This is a genomic window from Flavobacterium anseongense, from assembly GCF_021608185.1.
In the GTDB taxonomy this organism is placed as follows: domain Bacteria; phylum Bacteroidota; class Bacteroidia; order Flavobacteriales; family Flavobacteriaceae; genus Flavobacterium; species Flavobacterium anseongense.
The window spans coordinates 116,144-138,571 of sequence record NZ_JAKIHN010000005.1 but is presented as its reverse complement, the minus strand read 5'-3'; the positions used below and the strand labels follow the sequence as shown (position 1 = coordinate 138,571).

Sequence of the window (22,428 nt, the reverse complement as noted above, 5' to 3'; positions counted from 1 at the left end):
TACGATTAATGAGTTTTCTTTTAGGATTATTGATTTTTAAAAATTACCTAATCGGACGAAAAGAAAGTATCCATCGCAATTACACTAGATTAAAAGATTACTGCATGAAGAGAAATTACTTAAGAAAAATAAATACCACAACTATTGATCTTAAATTAAAAACAGTAACGTTTTTATTGTTTTTATTTGTTTTTAATAATGCTTTTGGCCAGTCCTTAGATGGTTGTTCAACTTCTGCAGGAGCTGGACTGACCGTTGGCACTAGCTGTACATCAGTTGCTTTTAATTCAACTTTCGCAACAGATTATTGGAATAGTGCAACAGGATGTAATGCAAGTGATCAAGATGATGCATGGGGATGGTTTGATGCTACTTCAATAAGCACTACAATAACCTATACGCCAGCTGCCAATAGAGATGCGGTTTTGCATCTATTTACCGGGTCCTGCTCTACTTCAATGACAGCGCTTGCCTGCTCTGATAGCGGCTTAGATGGTGTAGCAGAAACAATTACATATGCTACCACAATCGGCGTAAGATACTTAATCAGAATTCAACGTTATAATAGTAATAACGACATGACAGGAACTATTTGTGTTTATTCCCCTCCACCTTCACCAACTATTACTAATTTAACAACTGCAACAAGTGGATGTGTTGGATCAAGCATCACAATAACCGGAACAAATCTTAGTGGCGCAACGGCAGCTGATGTGAAAATAGGCGGTACACCGGTATCCTCTATAACATCAAATAATGGCACAACATTAGTAGCGGTAATTGGATCTGGAACAACAGGTACTGTAAGCGTGACAACAACAGGAGGCACTGCAACCAGTATAGGAACATTTACAGTAAATCCTTTACCTGCAGCTATTGCAGGAGCTTCAACAGTTTGTGTTGGAGCAACCACAACTTATACGGATGCAACTTCAGGAGGAACTTGGTCTGTTACAAACGGAACAGGTTCGGCAACCATAACTTCAGGAGGTGTTTTAACAGGTTCAACTGCCGGAACCGTTACAGTAGTTTATACTTTACCAACAACCTGTAATACAGCAAAAGTTATAACTGTTCAACAAACTCCTGGCACAATTGCAGGAGGCTCTGCAAGCGTATGTGTCGGTTCTGCAACACCTGCCTTTACTAATCCAATTTCTGGTGGTACGTGGACAGTTACTAACGGGACAGGTGCGGCAACCATAACAACTGGTGGTGTACTTACTGGAACCGTCGCTGGAACGGTTACGGTGAATTATACCATTGGCTCTTGTACTCCAGCTACTTATGCAGTAACGGTGAATACAACACCAACCGTCCCAACAACTCCCCTAAATTCTCTGATAACCGGTTCTGGATTTACAGTATCTTGGACCGCATCGGCAGGGGCTGTAAATTATGTGTTGGAAGTATATACAGATGCCGGATATACAACTCCCGCTCCCGGATCTCCTTTTACTATAGCCAGTCCAACAGTGACTTATGCCGTAACCGGACTAAATTCTTCAACTCCTTACTATTATAGAATTAAAGCTACCAATGGAACCTGTAGCAGTGCTTATGTAACAGGTTCAGTTACTACATCATTAACAAATGATATTTGTTCACAAGCGATTGCTTTAACCGTAAATCCATCTTTAACTTGCACTACCACTACAACAGGTTCTACAGTTGGAGCCACAGACAATAATGAAACGGGGGATTGCACTAACGGAACAGAAAAAGCAGTTTGGTACAAATTTACTGCAACAAGTACTTCACACATTATAACTGTTGACGGAGTATCAAGTTTTGATGCTGTGGTTGGAGTTATAACCACATGTGGTTCTGCGACAACACCAACAGGAGGGACTTGTACAGATGTTACCACAGATGATGGTATAGAAACAGTAACATTAACCGGATTGACGGCTGGCGTTACTTATTATGTTCAAGTATATGATTATAACGGTGACAATACAGCAAATGCATTTACAATTTGTGTAACAACACCAGCACCACCTATAAATAATCAATGTGCAAATGCAACTAATTTACCCTGTAGTACATCCAATTTAGCAGGAACAACTGTTGGCGCATTAAGTTATACTCATGGTACGGGCTGTCTTATGAGTAATTATGGAGTTTGGTACACATTTGCAGGGGATGGCAATTCAAGCACCATTTCGGTAACTACTACTAATAATGATATAGAATTGTCTATTTCTTCAGGAAGTTGTGGAAGTTTAATAAATATTGCATGTCAAGATTCAGCATTATCAAGCGGAACAGAAACATACACTTTTACTACGGCAGTTGGTGTAAATTATTATGTTTACATTGCTAATTGGTACTCTACCGGAACAAGCACAGACACAGGAACATTTACCATTTCCAGAACTTGTGTTGTGCCTTATAATCCATGTACTTCAATACAAAATATTGCTGCTTGCGGAACGAGTAAAAGTGTTACTATAGCAGCAGGAACAGGAGGTTATAGCCCTTCTTCTTGTGGATGGACAACACCTGGTGTTGAACAAATTTATACATTTACACCTGCGTCAACCGGGAATTTCACCATAACACAAACAAGTTCTTTTGATTATATAAACTATCAATTCAAGCCTGTTTCTTCGGGATGTGGTAGTTCGGGATGGACATGTATAGATTCACTTTATGGTGCTGAAACCAGCCCTAGTTTTACATTAACAACTGGTATACAGTATTATATTTTATTAGATCCAGAAGTTTCAACAGGAGGTAGTGTAAATTTCACTATTAATTGCCCTACCGCACCAATAACAAATGATGATCCTTGCGGCGCAGTTTCTTTAACCGTTAATACTACATGTAGTTACGCTACTTACACTAATTCAGGAGCTGCTGCAAGTGGCGGAATTCCGGCACCGGGATGCGCTAGTTATTCGGGTAGTGATGTATGGTTTTCGGCTGTAGTTCCAGCAACGGGAGTTCTTACAGTAGATTTACAAACCGGAGTTATGACCGATAGTGGTATGGCATTCTATTCAGGAACATGTGGTTCATTAACCTTATTGGAATGTGATGATGATGACAGTACTAACGGATTAATGTCGAACATATCCATGAGTGGTTTAACGCCGGGGCAAACCATATTCATAAGAGTATGGGAATATGGAAATGACAATAACGGAACATTTGGAATTTGTGCTACTACACCAAGTTGTCCACCTACTTCAGATTTATATTCCACAGTTTTATCTTCGACTAGTGCGACGATAACTTGGGCAAGTACGACGCCTCCGGCTTCTAACGGTTATCAATATTATGTTACGACTACTAATACTCCACCAACATCAGGTTCAACTCCATCGGGTTCAACGGCAGCCGGAGTAAACACAATAACCCTCACAGGTTTAGTAGCTGGACAAGACTATTATTTTTGGGTGAGAGCTTATTGTGGCGGTAGCGACTATAGTACTTGGTTTGGTCCAACCAATTTCACGCCTTGTAATGTAGGTAGCGGTAGTGGTACCACATCACTTGCTTGTCCATCTATACTTTCCGGAGGGCTAGGGTTAAGCGGCGGAAATCCTGCGGCAATAGTGTGTTCAGCAGCATCAACTTGCACTAACTTAGAAGCAACTTATTTACAACTAAATCAAGCCACAAATTATAATGTTGCATCAATTACTTATGCCCCGCCATATCAGTATAGTTGTTTGGATAATCAGGTGAGTGTAAATATTGATGACAAATGGTCGCCAATTATTAATTTACCTTTCAACTTCTGTTTTTATGGTAATAATTATGATAAATGTTTAATAGGATCTAATGGCGTAATAACATTTGATACAACCAACAATACTCCCGGCGGTTATTCAACATGGTCTTTCAATGCTGATTTACCAAATACGTCTTTATTCAAAAATAGTATTTTTGGGGTTTATCACGATATTGATCCGGGAGTGGGTGGAGAAGTAGGATGGGAATTAATTACTTTAAACACAGGGTGTAGAGCATTAGTCGCTTCATGGAATAACATTCCAATGTTTTCTTCAACATGTAACTCGATTTTATACACAGGTATGATTGTTCTGTATGAAAACACTAATGTTATTGATGTTTTTATTAAAGAAAAAAATGTCTGTGATACCTGGAATAATGGAAATGCTATTGTAGGCCTTCAAAATGCTACAGGAACTGCAGCTGTTGTCGCTCCAAATAGAAATGGACTTAGTACAAATTGGACAGTTACAAATGAGGCTTGGAGATTTACACCATCCGGACCATCATTAACATCGATTAAATGGTATGAAGGAAGCGGGACTTCGGGGACAGTTTTGGGAACAACTGACGTTCTAAATGTTTGCCCATCCGCTACAACTACATATACTGCTGAGGTAACTTATGCTCTCTGCGGTGGAACAAATTTAAAATATACGGATGATGTTGTTGTAACTGTTACCGGCGCAAAAATTTGGGATGGGTCAACAAGTACTAATTGGAATGTTGATGACAACTGGACACCAAGTGGTGTTCCAACTAGCGCAGACTGTGTCGTAATCCCTAATGTAGCAAATGACCCGGTAATTTCAGGAGCACCAAATGCTGTTGGATACAATTTATTCTTGTACAGCGATGCACAACTAACAATTAATTCCAGTCAAAACTTAACCATCACGGATAAAGTAACGGTACAACCAAACGGTATTTTCACAATCAACAATAGCGCAAGTTTAATTCAAATAAATAATGTTTTAAATACAGGAAATATTATTTACAAAAGAGAGTCACCAAGTGTAAGGACTTTAGATTATTCTTATTGGTCTTCGCCAGTAGCCGGTTTTAATGTAAATAACATTGTATCACCATATAGTTTCGGAGCAATTTACAAATGGAACACCACTATTCCAAATTCAAATGCGGGTTGGGGCGCTTGGCAAAGTGCAGCTGGCGACAATATGATTGCAGGAAAGGGATACATTGCAAGAGCACCTGGAACAGCACCATTTAACAACACAACTTATAACGTTTTAAGCGGAAGTTTTACAGGAGTTCCTAATAATGGAAATATAACAATTGCTATTGAAAGAGGACCTGATCAAAACACAGCGACACATTACGGGACCAATTTAACGGAAATAACAAATTTGAGTGACAACTGGAATTTATTAGGAAATCCATATCCTTCTGCCATCCGTGCAAGTCAGTTTCTATTTGACAACAGAACAAAAATTGAAGGTAATGTTAGATTATGGACACACGGTAATTTACCATCGATTATTACACCAAACCCTTTTTATGGCTCCTATTTGTCTAATTATAGACCAGGAGATTATTTACAATATAATTTTTCAGGAATGAGTTGTTGTCCAACAGCTGATTCTGACCTATTCATCGGAGCTGCACAAGGATTTTTTGTACAAATGATTGATGGTCCGCCTGTCGCTGCTGCAGATAATAACACTGTTGGTTTTACCAATAGTTTAAGAAGCGCTTCCTATAGCAACAACACTTTTTATAAAACACAAGATTCGATTACAAGCACACCGGTTGATGTTAATAATATTGAAAGAAACCGAATATGGTTAGACTTAATTAACGCAGCAAATAATCAAACAGACAGAATCCTTTTTGGATATATTGAAAACGCAACTATGGGAAGAGATAGCTTCTATGATTGTAGTTCACAAAATACAGGAGGAACGGTAATTTACTCTCTAATTGATGATGCTAAATTCGGCATACAGGGAAGAGCTTTACCTTTTGACGTGACCGATCAAGTCCCAATAGGAGTAAATATCCCAACAGTAGGTAACTACACTATTGGAATTGCAGCGGTAGATGGATTATTTCAAAGTCAAAATATTTATTTGACAGATAATTTATTAAACATTATTCATAATCTTAAAGCAAGTCCATATAATTTTACTAGTCAATCCGGTGAGATTAATGATAGATTCAAAGTAGTATATATCGATAATACATTAGGTACAAATAACCCGAATGAGATTACTACTTTTGCTGTGATTTCTAATAATATGATTAAAGTTGAGTCGAGTGAATTAATAAAAGAAATTAAGATTTATGATGTCGCTGGAAAATTGATAAATATATATTCGTTAAATGAATATAAGAACCAATTCACCAGTCCTTTTTATTATGCTAATGGCGTTTATATCGCTAAAATCACTTTGGATAATGATATGGTATTTAGCAAGAAACTGATACATTAATTTCTATCTCTGGCTCAATTTTTAATCGAAGCGTTGTTGGTATTTAGTACTAAGGACAAAATCTTACCGCTTATTTTTTTGCCATATCAAAAAGAAACGTATTTTTACCAGTTAGTTATACTATTTATAACTTTTTTACGTTATAACATTAAACGTTTTGCTTTGAAAATCAATACAATTAAATATTTCATCTTCACGGGATTATTACTTTTTTTAATTGCCTGTTCTACCAAGAGAAACACATGGCTTTCAAGAAATTCACATGCGCTTAGCACGAAAGATAACATTTTATACAATGGCGGAATTGCCTTGGACAAAGGAATTGAAGAAGTTAAACTTCAAAACAAAGACAATTTTTGGGCAATACTTCCTGTAGAAAGAATGCAGGTTTCAGAAGATAATCTCATGCCGGGCAATACTAAAAACGCCAATTTTGAGAGAGCAGAAACCAAAGCAACCAAAGCGATTCAGAAACATTCGATGAACATTAACGGTTCAGAGAAAAACCCACAAATGGACGAAGCATATATGATGCTCGGACAAGCAAGATATTATGATCAGCGATTTGTCCCGGCTTTAGATGCATTCAATTATGTGTTAAATAAATCGCCAAACAGCGATAAAATATACGAAGTAAAAATCTGGAGAGAAAAAACCAATATGCGTTTGGATAATGATGCTTTAGCGGTAAACAATCTTCGTAAATTACTAAAGGAAATCAAATTTAAAGATCAGATTTTTGCCGATGCTAACGCCACTTTGGCCCAAGCATTTTTAAATTTACAGGAGAGAGACAGCGCAGTTGCCAAACTTAAAATCGCTATAGAATTCACAAAATCAAAAGAAGAAATATCAAGATACAATTATATTTTAGGTCAGATTTACGAAGAGTTAGGCTATAAAGATAGTGCTTATGCCAGCTATCAAACCGTAATCGACATGCGTAGAAAAGCGGCAAAATCATACGTAATTCACGCACACGCCAGACAAGCGGCTCAGTTTGATTATGAAAAAGGGGATACAATTGCCTTTCTAAAAAAATACAATGATTTATTGAAGGATAGAGAGAACCGTCCTTTTTTGGATGTCTTACACCATCAATTGGGATTGTTTTATGAAAAAACGAATAATAAAGAAAAAGCCAAAAAAGAATACAATCTTTCCTTAAAAAAGAAAACACAAGACACGTATCTTATCGCTTCCAATTATAGGAATTTAGCTGATTTGTATTTTATCGAATCCAAATTTGTTAAAGCCGGAAATTATTATGACAGCACCTTGGTTCAATTAAAACCAAGAACAAGAGAGTTTAATTTGATAAAAAAGAAAAGAGAAAATCTGGAAGATGTTATCAAATATGAAGCGATTTCACAAACAAATGACAGTATAATATCGCTATATAAAATGTCCGGTTCAGAAAGAACAGCTTATTTTGAAACCCACATAGAAAAACTTAAAAAAGAAGAAGAATTACAAAAAAAGGCTGCTGAAAAACTAGCAAGAATTAAAGAAAATCAGGAAAGAAACGACGGTAAAATCGATTCAGATGATGGCTCTGGTTCAAAAAAACCAAAATCAATAATCCCAAAAACTCCTAATCCTTCAGCCGCAGGAAGCGAAAGTGTTTTCTATTTTTACAATCCTACAACTGTTGCATATGGTAAAGTAGAGTTTGCCAAAAACTGGGGCAAAAGAAGCTTACAGGACAATTGGCGTGTTGCATCACTTTCGGAAAAAGCCAATGCAGGTAAAGGAAACGATGGTAAAGACTCTGAAGAGGACAAAGATGCTAAAGATGTTGCAGCAGTCGATGAGCGATTTACACCGGATTTCTACATAAAACAAATTCCGGAATCGCAAACAACTATTGACAGTTTGAGCAAAGAAAGAAACTTTGCCAACTATCAACTTGGAATTATTTATAAAGAAAAATTCAAAGAATATCAATTAGCCGCAAACAAATTTGAGAAATTATTAAGAGATAATCCCGAAGAAAGATTAGTGCTTCCATCGATGTATCATTTGTATAAACTATATGAAATTTTAGACAAATCAAAAGCGGATGCAATGAAAGAAAGCATCGTTGCTAATTATCCAAACTCGAGATACGCCCAGATTTTGCAAAATCCGTCAAGCGAAGTTGAAGAGTCGAGTGATTCGCCAAATGTCGTTTACGCTAACCTATACAAACAATATCAAAATGGTGAATTTAAAACGGTTTTAACCGAGACAGAAAAAGCAATTAACCGATTTACAGGAGATGAAATTGTGCCTAAATTGGAATTGCTAAAAGCCAATATAGTTGGTAAACTTGGTGGACTTGGTGAATTTAGCACAGCATTAAATTATGTAGCATTAAATTATCCAAATAGTGAAGAGGGTAAAAAAGCTGAAAAATTATTATCGGTTGATTTACCTAAATTAGAAGCACTACAGCTATCTAAAGCACCATCTAAAAACTGGAAAATTCTTTACAGTACCAAAGATTTTGAAGACGCCGGAACAAAAGCACTTCGCGAAAAAATCAAAAAATTCATTGCCGACAGAAGTTTGAACAAACTCACAGTTTCATTGGACATTTACACAATGACCGACAATTTTGTGGTGCTTCACGGAATAAATACGGAGGATTTAGCAATAGGTATTACATCAATATTGAAAGACTATAAAGAGTATAAAGTACAGCAAACGCCTATAATTATTTCGGCAGAAAATTATACAATAGTTCAAATTAAAAAGAATTTAGACGAGTTTTTAGCCGGAAATCTTCCGGAAACAGCACCACAACCAAATTGGGACGGGACTTTAGAAAAAGCACCGGAACCGGTACAGCAAAAACCGGTTGCCAATAATAATCAAAAAGGGCAGCCATCTCAAGACGACCCAAATGAAATCATACCGGGGAAAAATCTAAAAGGAGGTGAACAAAAAGGAGGTGAGCAACAGGAATTTGCGTTGCCACCATCACCACAAATGGATAAATCCGGTAAAAAAGGATAGAAATCATGTTTGAAAAAAGTCCAAAATCGTACACCGATTTATTGGGAAAAACCAATAGAATTGTTGAAGGAACTACCATTCAGGGTGACATAATTTCACCTGCGGATTTTCGTTTAGACGGCCATTTGGTTGGCAATTTTCAATCAAAAGGCAAAATCGTAATTGGTCCGGCTGGCAGTGTGAAAGGCGATATTGTTTGTAAAAATGCCGACATCGAAGGTGTTTTCGAAGGGAAAATACAAGTACAGGAAATACTTAATATAAAATCCAAAGCCCACATTCATGGCGAAGTAATCTGCGGAAAACTTTCGGTTGAACCCGGAGCCGAATTCAGTGCGTCATGTATAATGAAACCTCATGTAAAAAACATGATTACCGATGGAAAATCAGCAGAAGAAAAAACAGCGTAATAAATGGTTATCCCTTATTAATATTCCCATCCAAATGGGAATCATTGTTTTTCTGTTTGCAAAACTTGGTCAATGGCTTGACCTAAAATTCACAAACAAAGATAATTTATATGTAAAAATCTTAACCATGGTCGGTGTTGTAATTGCGTTTTACAACATCGCCCGACAGTTAAAAGAAATAAACAAATCGGAGGAAGAAAAATGAATTTAAAAAAATACAATTCCCTTTTTACAGTCTTTATTGCAGCCATAATCGGTCTTATCGTTCACAAAACTATATCGTATTTCGTCATTCCAAAGGAATTCGAAGACAGCTTTATTTATTCAACATTGTTGCTATACTTACTGTTTGCTTTGCTTTCGGGGGTTATAGTATCGTTGTTGACTATGGTAAGAAAGACATCCGAAAACTCTGTTGGTTATGCTTTTTTAGCATTCACAACTTTAAAGATGGCAATTGCGTATGCTTTTTTAAGACCAATAATCCATACCAATCTTCCAAAAACACCAACAGAAAAGATGAATTTCTTTGCGATATTTATTTACTTTTTGGCAATAGAAACCTATGTAACCATCAGAATTTTAAACAATAAGCAATAAATTGTTTTAGAATCGACAATTCCATCAAAAAAAATAAAACTTATACTTTTTAATATTAATTAAAAGTGTACTTTTGCACCAAATTTCAGAAATAAAATTTAGACAAATCATAGTTATGGTGTTTTCGAAAAAATCATTCCTTTATAGTATAGTAGCTTTAATTGCTTTTTTGCCTTCGGTTTTATTAGCAAATTCACCTGAACCAGCTTCAGGACATGAAGAAGCTGTTACCAAAGAAAACCAGGATCCAAAGGCTGAAATTAAAAAACAGATTAACGAAGTAAAAAATCACCACGTTTTAGATTCACACAGCTTTAATTTCTTTGCTGACGAGGAAACAGGGAAACATTATGGTTTTCCATTGCCTATCATTCTTTGGGATAACGGTCTTCACATTTTTTCTTCTTCAAAATTTCATGAAGGAAAATCGGTTGCAGAAGATGGTGGAAACTATTATGTTTTACATCATGAAAGAATCTACAAAACAGATGCAGCAGGTACTTTAACCGAGCACGATGGACATCCAACAAACGCAAAGCCACTAGATTTTTCAATCACAAAGGGAGTTTTCTCTATGTTGATTATAGCACTTTTAATGTTCTTATTGTTCAGAGGTTTAGGAAAATCATATTCTAAAAATGGTGGTGTAGCAGCAGGAGCAGGAAGATTTTTCGAGCCAATCGTATTATTCGTTCGTGATGAAATTGCAATCCCAAATATTGGAGAAAGACACTATAAAAAATATATGAGTCATTTATTGACGGTATTCTTTTTTATCTGGTTTTTGAATGTTATTGGTATGTTGCCATTCGGAATCAATGTTACAGGTAATATCTCTGTAACTTTCGGATTGGCAGTTTTAACGTTCATTATCACAACGTTTACCGCTAAAAAAGATTATTGGTTGCATATTTTTTGGATGCCAGGTGTTCCGGTTCCAATGAAAATTATTTTGGCACCAATCGAATTGATGGGCGCAATCATCAAACCGTTCTCATTAATGATTCGTTTGTACGCTAATATGTTTGCAGGTCACATCGTTATAATGAGTTTGATTGGAATGATGTTCATTTTCAAAAGCTGGATAGGAAGCCCTTTAGCATTCGGACTTTCATTCGTCATTTCATTAATTGAAATTTTAGTAACGCTTTTACAAGCTTATATTTTTACAATGTTGACCGCTTTATATTTTGGTGCTGCTGTTGAAGAGCATCATCATGATGATGCTCATCATTAAAATGCAGTAGGCTTCACGCTTACAACACAAATTTGAATGTTTAATTAAATATATATACATTATGGAAGGTACTCTTAATTTAGTAGGAGCAGGATTAGTAGTTATTGGAGTAGGAATTGGTATCGGTAGAATCGGTGGTTCTGCATTAGATGCAATTGCTCGTCAACCAGAAGCTACAGCAAAAATTCAAACAGTGATGCTTATTGCAGCTGCACTTGTTGAAGGAATTGGGTTTGCGGCATTATTTGCTGTTGCTTAATCCAAACAAACAATAATCCAAATGCTGCAACGGTTGGTTGCAGCTTTGGTTTATCTCTAAAAAGAAATAAAAATTTTACATATATAATACATATTAAATTATGGAAAAGTTAATAAATGATTTCTCGTTCGGATTATTCTTCTGGCAAACATTAATTTTCTTGTTGTTAGTTTTCTTATTAAGAAAATTCGCTTGGAAACCAATTCTTGATGCCGTTAACGAAAGAGAAGAAGGAATCAAAAATGCATTGCTTTCTGCAGAAATTGCAAAAAAAGATATGCAAAAATTAAATTCAGACAACGAAAAATTATTAGCCCAAGCTAGAGTTGAAAGAGATGCTATTCTAAAAGAAGCAAGAGAAATTAAAGATAAAATTGTTTCTGAAGCTAAAGAAGAAGCACAAGTTCAGGCAGGTAAAATGATTGAACAGGCAAAAGCAGCTATCAATAGCGAGAAAAATGCTGCTATGGCAGATTTGAAAAATCAGGTTTCTAACTTGTCTATCGAAATAGCAGAGAAAGTATTAAGAAATGAATTAGCTGACAAAGCTTCTCAAACCAAATTGGTTGAGAAAATGTTAGGTGACGTTAAATTAAATTAATCGTTATGTCAAGAGCTGCGATTAGATACGCGAAAGCAATTATAGAAACTGCGGTTTCAAGCGGAAAAGCCGGTCAGGTAAATGATGATATGAAATCAATTATAGCTGCGGTTGATTCAAGTACTGATTTAAAAGAGTTTTTGGCTAGTCCAATAATCAAATCAGAATTGAAGATGAACGCTTTGGCAGAAGTTTTTGGCTCAGTTCAGGCTGAAACCAAATCGCTTTTCAGATTGCTACAAGAAAACAAAAGATTTGAAATATTAGTAGCTATTGCTAAACAATACAACACTCAATTTGACGAAATCAACGGTGTTGAAGTGGCAAAAGTAACTACAGCTTTTCCTATTTCTGCAGACTTAGAAGCTCAGATTTTAGCAAAAGCAGCAACCATTTCGACTAAAAAATTAACTATTCAAAACACTGTCGATCCTTCAATAATTGGTGGATTTATTTTGAGAATAGGCGACAAACAATATAACGCTTCTGTGTCAAACAGATTGCAGGAATTAAAAAGAGAATTTAGTAACTAGATTACCATTAAAGATATATCAAAATGGCAGAAATCAATCCAGCTGAAATTTCAGCAATATTAAAGAAACAATTATCTGGTTTTGAATCAGGTGCAACATTAGAAGAAGTAGGAACTGTTCTTCAGGTAGGTGATGGTATTGCTCGTGTTTACGGGTTATCAAACGCTCAATACGGTGAGTTAGTACAATTCGACAACGGATTGGAAGCTATCGTTTTGAACTTAGAAGAAGACAATGTAGGAGTTGTACTTTTAGGACCATCTACAGGAATTAAAGAAGGTTCTACAGTAAAAAGAACACAACGTATTGCATCGCTTAAAGTTGGTGAGCAAATCGTAGGACGTGTTGTTGATACATTGGGTAATCCAATCGACGGTAAAGGTCCAATTGGTGGTGATTTATACGAAATGCCATTGGAAAGAAAAGCTCCTGGAGTTATCTTCCGTCAACCGGTAACTGAGCCATTACAAACAGGAATCAAATCTATCGATGCGATGATTCCGGTTGGAAGAGGACAAAGAGAGTTAGTTATTGGTGACCGTCAAACAGGGAAAACTACAGTTTGTATCGATACCATCCTTAACCAAAAAGAATTCTACGATGCTGGTCAACCGGTATTTTGTATCTATGTTGCTGTTGGACAGAAAGCGTCAACAGTAGCCGGAATAGCTAAAACATTAGAAGAAAAAGGAGCAATGGCTTACACAGTTATCGTTGCTGCTAATGCTTCTGACCCAGCACCAATGCAGGTTTATGCGCCAATGGCCGGAGCTGCAATCGGTGAATATTTCAGAGATTCAGGTCGTCCTGCCTTGATTATCTATGATGATTTATCAAAACAAGCGGTGGCTTACCGTGAGGTATCTCTTTTGTTAAGAAGACCACCGGGACGTGAGGCTTATCCTGGAGACGTATTCTACTTACACTCTCGTTTATTAGAAAGAGCTTGTAAAGTAATTGCGGATGATGATATCGCAAAAAACATGAACGATTTACCTGATTCATTGAAACCAATCGTAAAAGGTGGTGGTTCATTAACGGCTTTGCCAATTATCGAAACACAAGCGGGTGACGTTTCTGCTTATATCCCAACTAACGTAATTTCGATTACTGACGGACAGATTTTCCTTGATGGAGATTTGTTTAACTCTGGAGTTCGTCCCGCTATTAACGTAGGTATTTCAGTATCACGTGTTGGAGGAAATGCTCAGATTAAATCGATGAAAAAAGTAGCCGGAACATTAAAATTAGACCAGGCACAATTCCGTGAATTGGAAGCGTTTGCAAAATTTGGTTCTGATTTGGATGCTGTTACTTTAAACGTAATCGAAAAAGGAAGAAGAAACGTTGAAATCCTGAAACAAGCCGTAAACGATCCGTATACTGTAGAAGATCAGGTTGCAATTATCTATGCAGGTTCTAAAAACTTGTTGAGAAGTGTTCCTGTTAACAAAGTAAAAGAATTCGAAAGAAGCTTTATCGATTATTTAAACAGCAAACACAAAGACACTTTAAATGCTTTAAAAGCAGGTAAATTGGATGACAATATTACTGACGTTTTAGAAAAAGTAGCTAAAGAACTTTCAGCGAAATATTAATTATTCAATGTATCAATGTGAACATGTAACAATTTTCACATTGATTAATTGGTACATTTCTACATTAAACAATGGCAAACTTAAAGGAAATACGTAATCGAATTAGTTCCGTTTCATCTACGATGCAAATTACATCGGCGATGAAAATGGTATCTGCTGCAAAGCTGAAAAAAGCTCAAGATGCTATTACAGCGATGCGACCTTATGCCGAAAAATTGACTGAACTTTTGCAAAATGTAAGCGCTACTTTAGACGGAGACGCAGGAGGCGAGTTTACAGCACAACGCGAAATAAACAAAGTTTTAATTGTAGCCATAACATCTAACAGAGGTTTGTGCGGTGCTTTTAATACCAATGTTATCAAGCAGGTAAAAGTTGTGGCAGACAGTTACGAAGGAAAACAAGTTGATATTTTTCCAATTGGGAAAAAAGGAAACGACGTTTTAGGAAAAGCGTATAATGTTCATGGTCATCACAATGAAATTTTTGATGATTTGACTTTTGATAATGTTTCAAGCATAGCCGAAATATTAATCGAAAAGTTCACATCTGGTGAGTATGACAAAATTGAAATTGTATACAACCAATTCAAAAACGCTGCAACACAAATCGTTCAAACCGAACAGTTTTTACCGTTAGCACCAATACAATCAGACAAACCGGCTTCAACCGGAGATTATATTTTCGAACCATCAAAAGAAGAAATTGTATTGACATTGATTCCAAAATCATTGAAAACACAATTGTATAAATCAATCAGAGATTCATTTGCATCAGAACACGGAGCACGTATGACGGCAATGCACAAAGCAACCGATAACGCAACCGAGTTAAGAAACCAATTGAAACTGACATACAACAAAGCACGTCAAGCAGCAATTACCAACGAGATTTTAGAGATTGTTGGTGGAGCCGAAGCGTTGAAAGGGTAATTCATTAATTCAAATAATTATAAAAGAGCTAACAAAAATGTTAGCTCTTTTTTTATACTTTTAAATAAAAAAGCACAATGGAAATCAAAGAACTTACTTTGTTAGAAGAAATGTTGCCACAGTTTGATTTGATGCATTTAATGTACACCAAAATGACTCCTGAGAAATACAAATCGTTTCTCGAGGTCATGATTCCGAATAATTATTCTCAAGTTGCCGTATTTGAAAACGGTCAATGTCTCGGAGTTACCGGACTTTGGTTTCAAACAAAACTTTGGTGTGGGAAAGCATTGGAAATAGATAATTTCATCGTTCATCCAGACCATCGCTCCAAAGGAATTGGCAACATGATTTGTGATTTTGTAGAAGAAAAAGCTAAGGCATTAGGCTGTACCAATATTGTCCTTGATGCCTATACTACCAACTTTCCGGCACATCGTTTTTACTATAATCAAGGATTTGGTCCCAAAGGTTTTCATTTCGTTAAAATTTTAGACGAAAACGGCTTAACTTAAACCAAAGAATTGGTTACTTTTGTTATCATTCCAAAGCAATATTCAACATCTTGAGTTTATATAAAAATCTCTTTAAACAAACCATAATTTACGGATTGGCTACGGTTATACCAAGGCTAATCAGCTTCATTCTGAATCCGATTTATGTGATGTTTTTGCCTGACAAAAGTAAAATGGGCGAAGTGTCGATTATTTTTTCCTATTTGGTTTTTTTCAATGTGTTGTTGTCTTACGGAATGGAAACCGCCTTTTTCAGATTTTATAATTCCGAACAAAATGACAAGAAAAATGTTATTTCTACGGCTACCATTTCGTTGTTTTGGTCTTCTTTAGGATTCTTGGTGTTGGGATTACTTTTCCGAAATACGTTGGCAGACTGGTCCGATATCAAAGTAGAATACATCACTTATACAGTTTGGATTTTAACACTAGATGCACTTGCCATCATCCCATTTTCAAAGCTTCGTGCCGAACGTAAACCTATGAAATATGCCGCGATAAAAATTGGAAATACTACCATAAGTTTAGTGTTGACGCTTTTCTTTTTGGCGATTTTGCCCAATTTAGCAGCCAATAATCCGGATGGTTTTTTCAATACGATTTATATCGATAATTATCAGATAGGCTATATTTTTATTTCATTTGTTGCGGCAAGTCTGGCTACATTTCTGGTGCTGATTCCGAATTACACTAAAATAGCATGGCATTTTGATGCTGCACTTTGGAAAAAAATGATGAGTTATGGATTGCCAATTTTATTTGCCGGAATTGCCTTTGCCATCAACGAGCATTTTGACAAAATTCTTTTAGACTGGATGCATGTTCCGTTGTCTGATATTGGAGCCTATTCAGCCTGTTATAAAATCGGAATGTTTATGGTGCTTTTCAGAACGGCTTATACTTTAGGAATCGAACCGTTCTTTTTTAGTCATGCAGCCAATGAAAATGCACAACAAACTTATGCCACCATTACCAAGTATTTTGTGATTTTTGGTTCTTTCATCTGTTTGTTTGTAATTGTTTTTATAGATTTATTAAAACAACCATTAGTGCCCGATGAGAATTATTGGGACGCGATACAAGTTGTTCCGCTGATTGTTTTAGCCAATTTCTTCCTTGGAATTTACACCAATCTTTCCGTTTGGTACAAACTGATAGACAAAACCCGAATAGGAGCTTACATCTCAATAATTGGCGCTGCCATAACGTTGATATTGAATTGGCTTTTGATACCGTCAATGAGTTATTATGGTTCAGCTATTGCAACCATTGCGGCTTATGGAAGCATGATGATTATCTCCTACAAATGGGGACAAAATCATTATCCGATCCCATACGATTTCAATAGAATTTTTAGTTATTTGGGATTGACGATATTGTTTTCGGCAATCGCATTTTACATTCCCTATCTAAGAGAAAATTATCCTGTGAAAATAATCTTGTTAGGCTTATTTTTATATTTCATTTATTACAGTGAAAAAGAAACATTACTCCGAATCATAAAAAGAAAAGCAAAATAAAATGACCATAAAAATCATTAACAAATCGCAACACGATTTGCCAAATTATGAAACCATTGCCTCTGCCGGAATGGATTTAAGAGCAAATCTGGACGGACCAATTACACTAAAACCTTTAGAAAGAGCCATTGTAAAAACCGGACTTTTTATCGAACTACCAATTGGATACGAAGCCCAAGTTCGTCCAAGAAGTGGTTTGGCAGCTAAAAAAGGAATAACAGTGCTCAATTCTCCCGGAACAGTTGATGCCGATTATCGTGGAGAAATTGGTGTGATTTTAGTAAATTTATCCAATGAAAATTTTGTCGTTGAAAACGGTGAAAGAATAGCCCAATTAATCATCGCCAAACACGAAAGAGCCGAGTGGAATGAAGTTCAGGAATTGTCCGAAACGTCACGTGGTGAAGGCGGATTTGGTAGTACTGGGGTGAAGTAAGCCCTAACCCCCAATGTGGGAATTTGAAAATAAAATTATTTATATTATAAAACCTATGTTCCTCGATAGATTATCCCTCCTTTGGAGGGGACAGGGGAGGCCAATATGAAAATAATAGTTCCAATGGCTGGTCGTGGTTCACGTCTTCGCCCACATACATTAACAATCCCAAAACCGTTAATTCCAATTGCAGGAAAACCAATCGTTCACCGATTAGTGGAAGATATTGCCAGTGTTTTGAATCAGAAAATAGATGAAGTGGCTTTTATCATCCACGAAAGTTTTGGCAAAAAAGTTGAAGAAGATTTGATTGCCATCGCTCAAAAACTTGGTGCGCAAGGAACGATTTACTACCAAAACGAAGCGCTCGGAACAGGTCACGCCATTATGTGTGCTAAAAATTCTTTGAGCGGTCCGGCCGTAATTGCTTATGCAGATACATTAATCCGTGCCGATTTCGATTTAGATAAAACCGCCGATAGTGTTATTTGGGTAAAACAAGTCGATCAGCCTGAAGCATTTGGTGTGATTAACTTAAATGAAGCCAACGAAATTGTAGAATTGGTTGAAAAACCAAAAGAATTTGTTTCGGATTTAGCAGTTATCGGAATTTACTATTTCAAAGATGTTGCTGTTTTAAAAAATGAATTACAATCGGTGTTAGATAATAATATCATTCATGGTGGCGAATACCAAATTAATGACGGAATTAAACAAATGATGGCAAAAGGCATGAAATTTGTGCCGGGCAAGGTCGATGAATGGATGGATTGTGGTAACAAAGATGTAACGGTAGAGACCAATTCGAGAATGCTCGGGTTTTTGCACAATGATGGCGAACATTTGATTGATTATGATGTGAAACAGGAAAATTCAACTATAATTCCACCATGTTATATTGGTGAAGATGTCGTTTTGATAAACTCGACTGTTGGTCCAAATGTCTCGTTAGGGAAAGGCACTCATGTTATCGATTCAACAATTAAAAATAGTTTGATTCAAACACATGCTCATATCAAAAATGCAAAATTAGACAACGCCATGATTGGAAATCATGCAAATTTTGACGGAAATTTTACCAGCATCAGCATCGGAGATTACTCGGTTTTAGAATAAAAAATACTGAAATGAATTCAGCATAAATGAAAAATTTAAAAATTTATTGTCTGTTGTTTTTTGGGATGCTTTGCCTTCCCAATTGCACGTTGGCTCAAAACGAACCAACGAATGATGTTGTAACTATAGACGATGGATTTGAAGAGATATTCTATGAAGCAATCCAACAAAAAAGCATCGAAAACTATGACAAGGCAATTGAGGCTTTAGAAAAGGGAATGGTAATTCAACCTGAAAACCCAGTGATTTATTTTGAGTTGGGCAAGAATTATTTAGCTCAGAAAAAGTATAATGAAGCCTATGAAAACTTTGAAAAGGTCGCCAAGATGGAACCAAAAAACCGTTGGGCCTGGGTTGGAATGTACGATGTTTGTTATGCCGTTCGAGATTACAATAAAGCGATTCCGATAGTTGAAAAATTGGTAACATTCAAAGAAGATTATAAAGAAGACCTGACTTCTTTGTATATGAATACACAGCAATTTGACAAAGCCTTGGAACTTATCAACGAATTGAACGCTAAGTTTGGGAAATCCGACAAGCGCGAATTGTATAAGGCAGACATTCTAAAAGATGCCAAATACCAATCGGCTGAAAAATTTCATTTATTAGATCAGATTAAGAAATTTCCAAAAGAAGAATCCAATTATATTGCTTTGATTTATATGTATTCGCAGAGCAATCAGGAAGAAAAAGCATTAGAAATTGCGCAAAAATTAGAAAAAGAAATTCCAACTTCTGATTGGGCGCAAGTGAGTTTATTTAAATTTCATTTGAATAAGAATGATGGAGATAATGCAGTTAAAGCTATGAATATTGTGTTTCCTAGCAAAAAAATAGATTCTAAAATTAAACATAGAATGCTCAATGAGTTTCTGATTTTCACCAAAAATAATCCAAATTATGAAGCCGATTTAGATAAAGCTATTTCTTATTTTGATAATGATAAAGATGTAAGAGTTGCTAAAGAAATAGGTAAATTTTATTATTCGAAATCCAATTTCGGGAAAGCGGTCAAGTATTTAAACATGCATTTAACAAGTGATCCGGACGATGTTGAAACCCAGCTTTTATTGATGCAGGCTTACACAGAAAATCAGCAGTTTACTGATTTGGCCAAAAAAGCAGATGATCTGACACAGCTTTTTCCAACACAACCACAGTTCTACTATTATGCCGGGCTTGCTAATAATCAGTTGAAAAACTTTAAAAAGGCGATAACAATTTTAGATTCGGGTTTAGATTTTGTTGTTGACGATGCATCATTAGAAATCAATTTCAATATTCAACTGGGAGAAGCCTATAGTGGTTTGGGAGATTCAAATAAAAAAGAAAAGTATTTTGCCAAAGCGGATGAACTCATAAAAAAACAAAAAAAATAATGAAAAAAGGATTGTTTATTCTGGCGATTATTTTTTTAAGTTCCTGTAAATCAAAAGCGGTTTTTGTTGATACAAAGACTCCAACAGCGGTCGTTAAAGATGAGAACGCTTTGACTTCTGAAAAGATAATCCAAAATCATTACAATAATAAAAATGATTTTTCGACGTTATACATTAGAGCCAACGCCAAATACAAGCACGAAGATGATTCGCAAAGTGTTTCTGCCGAAATCAAAATCAAGAAAGACGAAAAGATTTTAGTAAGCATTCGCGTATTGGGAATAACAATGGCAAAAGCATTGATTACGCCAAGCGAAGTAAAATATTATGAAAAGATAAACGGCGAATATTTCGAAGGAAATTACGAAGCGTTGAGTCGATGGCTGGGAACTGATTTAGATTTTAATAAAATACAAAACATGCTGATTGGGGAACCAATTGACGATTTGACAAAAGGGAATTATTCATTTACCGAAACAGATAAATTCTATAAATTGAATACTGTTGAGGACAAAACCGAAAAATCTTTTTTCTTTGAAGCAGAGCATTTTTTATTAAAAAAGCAAGAAATTAGTCAGCCCGAAAAAGCAAGAAAATTTGAAGCGAATTATCCCAATTTTCAGGAATTTGCTTCGGGCATTTTTCCGGCAGCTTTGACAATAAATGCATTTCAAAAAAATGAAAAAACAGCCATTATAGTTGATTATAATTCGATAACATTCAACGAAGATTTGTCATTTCCTTACAGTGTCCCTGATGGATATGATAGAATTTTTATAAAAGATTAGCCAAAATAAGACAACAATGCCAAAATTATTTCTCTCTTTATTATTCTTCTGTTTCACAATTCAAATGTGGAGCCAACCGCCAACGCAGGAACAACTCGAAGAGCGTAAAGCTAAAATTCAGTTAGAGATTCAGGAAAAAGAACAGTTGTTACAATCAGTAAAAAGCAAAGAGAAATCAGTTGTTACTCAGTTATTAATTCAAAAGGAAAAGATTGGGTTAAAAGAAAAATTGATAAAAACAACCGAGAAGCAAACCAAGTTGTTAGGGAATGATATTTATGTAAATCAATTGAAAATTAACCAGCTCAACCGGGAATTGGAGCAACTCAGAAAGGATTATGCCGCGATGATTATGAAGTCCTATAAAAGTAGGTCTGAACAAAGTAGAGCCATGTTTTTATTGTCTTCGGAAAACTTTTTGCAAGCTTACAAAAGAGCACAGTATATGAAACAATATGCTAGTTATAGAAAAATGCAAGGACAAGAAATAGAAGCAAAAACAAAGCAATTGGTTGGTTATACCAATAAAATTGTTGTCCAAAAAACAGAAAAGGAAAAACTAATTGCAGAAAACGAAAACGAAAAGAAAGAATTAGAAAAGGAGAAAAAAGAGCAGGAAAAAATAGCGCTACAAATACAAAAGGACAAAGGCAAAATCACTGCCGAGATTAAGAAGAAACAACAGGAAACAAGAAAGATTGATGCGCAGATTCAAAAGTTAATTCGGGAATCTATTGCTGCAGCCAATAAAAAAACAGCGGCGGCAAAAGCCAAAGCGAATCCAAAATCAACTACGGCCGAATCGACAAAAGCGGTAGAATCGTCAACAAAAATTGTATTGACTTCAGAAGGGCAATTGGTTGCCAATAATTTCAGGGCCAACAAAGGAAAATTGCCTTGGCCAGTTGAAAAAGGAGCCGTTTCTTTAGCATACGGAGATCAACCGCATCCAATATACAGAACTCTAACGGTTCATAACAGTGGTGTTGAAATTACTACAGAAAACGGCGCTTCTGCCAGAGCAGTTTTTGGTGGCGAAGTAACGAAAGTAATTAAGTTATCGCCTTTAAATATTGCAGTTTTTATTCAGCATGGAGATTATTTCACGGTATATCAAAACCTAATTAGTGTAAACGTAAGCGTTGGAGATAAAGTTTCTACCAAACAAACTTTAGGTAAAATCAGAACTAATGGTGACACCGGGAAAACGGTTTTGAAATTCTTGATTCTTCAAAACACGACCTATAATAATCCGGCAAGTTGGTTGTTTAATATGTAATAAAGAATTCCTCTAGTTTAATAGG

The 22,428-nt window shown here is 35.9% G+C and carries 18 protein-coding genes; all 18 read left to right on the top strand.

Annotated features, from left to right (window positions below):
- Positions 1 to 104: 104 nt before the first annotated feature.
- The 18 genes from L1S35_RS08725 to L1S35_RS08640 all read left to right on the top strand — a co-directional run bounded on the left by L1S35_RS08725 (position 105) and on the right by L1S35_RS08640 (position 22,403).
- The gene (locus L1S35_RS08725) at positions 105 to 6,197 is read left to right on the top strand and encodes a RemA C-terminal-like gliding motility protein (protein ID WP_236399478.1); all 6,093 of its coding nucleotides are present in this window, start codon (positions 105 to 107) and stop codon (positions 6,195 to 6,197) included.
- A gap of 162 nt (positions 6,198 to 6,359) precedes the next feature.
- Positions 6,360 to 9,197 carry a type IX secretion system periplasmic lipoprotein PorW/SprE gene (gene porW / locus L1S35_RS08720; protein ID WP_236399476.1) on the top strand — a complete coding sequence of 946 codons (2,838 nt, stop codon included), beginning with the start codon at positions 6,360 to 6,362 and terminating at the stop codon, positions 9,195 to 9,197.
- Positions 9,198 to 9,202: 5 nt separating this feature from the next.
- Positions 9,203 to 9,607 (top strand): bactofilin family protein, encoded by a 405-nt coding sequence (locus tag L1S35_RS08715; protein ID WP_236399473.1) that lies wholly within the window; start codon positions 9,203 to 9,205, stop codon positions 9,605 to 9,607.
- Entirely contained in the window at positions 9,576 to 9,812 is a 237-nt protein-coding gene (locus L1S35_RS08710) for an AtpZ/AtpI family protein (RefSeq protein ID WP_236399470.1), read from the top strand. Before L1S35_RS08715 ends, L1S35_RS08710 begins: the two co-directional genes overlap by 32 nt.
- Positions 9,809 to 10,207 (top strand): hypothetical protein, encoded by a 399-nt coding sequence (locus L1S35_RS08705; RefSeq protein WP_236399467.1) that lies wholly within the window; start codon positions 9,809 to 9,811, stop codon positions 10,205 to 10,207. The genes L1S35_RS08710 and L1S35_RS08705 overlap by 4 nt, the downstream gene beginning before the upstream one ends.
- Positions 10,208 to 10,322: 115 nt before the next feature.
- Positions 10,323 to 11,444, top strand: a complete 1,122-nt coding sequence (gene atpB, locus L1S35_RS08700) for a F0F1 ATP synthase subunit A (RefSeq protein ID WP_236399464.1) — start codon at positions 10,323 to 10,325, stop codon at positions 11,442 to 11,444.
- A gap of 61 nt (positions 11,445 to 11,505) precedes the next feature.
- Positions 11,506 to 11,703 carry an ATP synthase F0 subunit C gene (gene atpE / locus L1S35_RS08695; RefSeq protein WP_236399461.1) on the top strand — a complete coding sequence of 66 codons (198 nt, stop codon included), beginning with the start codon at positions 11,506 to 11,508 and terminating at the stop codon, positions 11,701 to 11,703.
- A 100-nt stretch (positions 11,704 to 11,803) separates the two neighbouring features.
- Positions 11,804 to 12,304 carry a F0F1 ATP synthase subunit B gene (locus L1S35_RS08690; protein WP_236399458.1) on the top strand — a complete coding sequence of 167 codons (501 nt, stop codon included), beginning with the start codon at positions 11,804 to 11,806 and terminating at the stop codon, positions 12,302 to 12,304.
- Positions 12,304 to 12,837, top strand: coding sequence for an ATP synthase F1 subunit delta (atpH, locus tag L1S35_RS08685; RefSeq protein ID WP_236399827.1), 534 nt, complete (start codon positions 12,304 to 12,306; stop codon positions 12,835 to 12,837). The genes L1S35_RS08690 and atpH overlap by 1 nt, the downstream gene beginning before the upstream one ends.
- Positions 12,838 to 12,860: 23 nt before the next feature.
- Positions 12,861 to 14,435, top strand: a complete 1,575-nt coding sequence (gene atpA, locus L1S35_RS08680) for a F0F1 ATP synthase subunit alpha (RefSeq protein ID WP_236399455.1) — start codon at positions 12,861 to 12,863, stop codon at positions 14,433 to 14,435.
- A gap of 71 nt (positions 14,436 to 14,506) precedes the next feature.
- Positions 14,507 to 15,367, top strand: coding sequence for an ATP synthase F1 subunit gamma (atpG, locus tag L1S35_RS08675; RefSeq protein WP_236399452.1), 861 nt, complete (start codon positions 14,507 to 14,509; stop codon positions 15,365 to 15,367).
- Positions 15,368 to 15,444: 77 nt separating this feature from the next.
- Positions 15,445 to 15,882 (top strand): GNAT family N-acetyltransferase, encoded by a 438-nt coding sequence (locus tag L1S35_RS08670; RefSeq protein ID WP_236399449.1) that lies wholly within the window; start codon positions 15,445 to 15,447, stop codon positions 15,880 to 15,882.
- Positions 15,883 to 15,932: 50 nt separating this feature from the next.
- A complete protein-coding gene (locus L1S35_RS08665) occupies positions 15,933 to 17,402 on the top strand; it encodes a lipopolysaccharide biosynthesis protein (RefSeq protein ID WP_236399446.1) in 1,470 nt (489 codons plus the stop codon).
- 1 nt (position 17,403) lies between these two features.
- Entirely contained in the window at positions 17,404 to 17,838 is a 435-nt protein-coding gene (dut, locus tag L1S35_RS08660; RefSeq protein WP_236399443.1) for a dUTP diphosphatase, read from the top strand.
- Between the two features lie 105 nt (positions 17,839 to 17,943).
- On the top strand, positions 17,944 to 18,954 hold the full coding sequence (locus tag L1S35_RS08655; RefSeq protein ID WP_236399440.1) for a sugar phosphate nucleotidyltransferase: 1,011 nt from the start codon (positions 17,944 to 17,946) through the stop codon (positions 18,952 to 18,954).
- Between the two features lie 26 nt (positions 18,955 to 18,980).
- Positions 18,981 to 20,336, top strand: a complete 1,356-nt coding sequence (locus L1S35_RS08650; RefSeq protein ID WP_236399437.1) for a tetratricopeptide repeat protein — start codon at positions 18,981 to 18,983, stop codon at positions 20,334 to 20,336.
- Entirely contained in the window at positions 20,336 to 21,124 is a 789-nt protein-coding gene (gene lolB1, locus L1S35_RS08645; RefSeq protein ID WP_236399435.1) for a lipoprotein insertase outer membrane protein LolB1, read from the top strand. The genes L1S35_RS08650 and lolB1 overlap by 1 nt, the downstream gene beginning before the upstream one ends.
- Positions 21,125 to 21,140: 16 nt before the next feature.
- A complete protein-coding gene (locus L1S35_RS08640) occupies positions 21,141 to 22,403 on the top strand; it encodes a murein hydrolase activator EnvC family protein (protein ID WP_236399433.1) in 1,263 nt (420 codons plus the stop codon).
- The last annotated feature ends 25 nt before the right edge of the window (positions 22,404 to 22,428 follow it).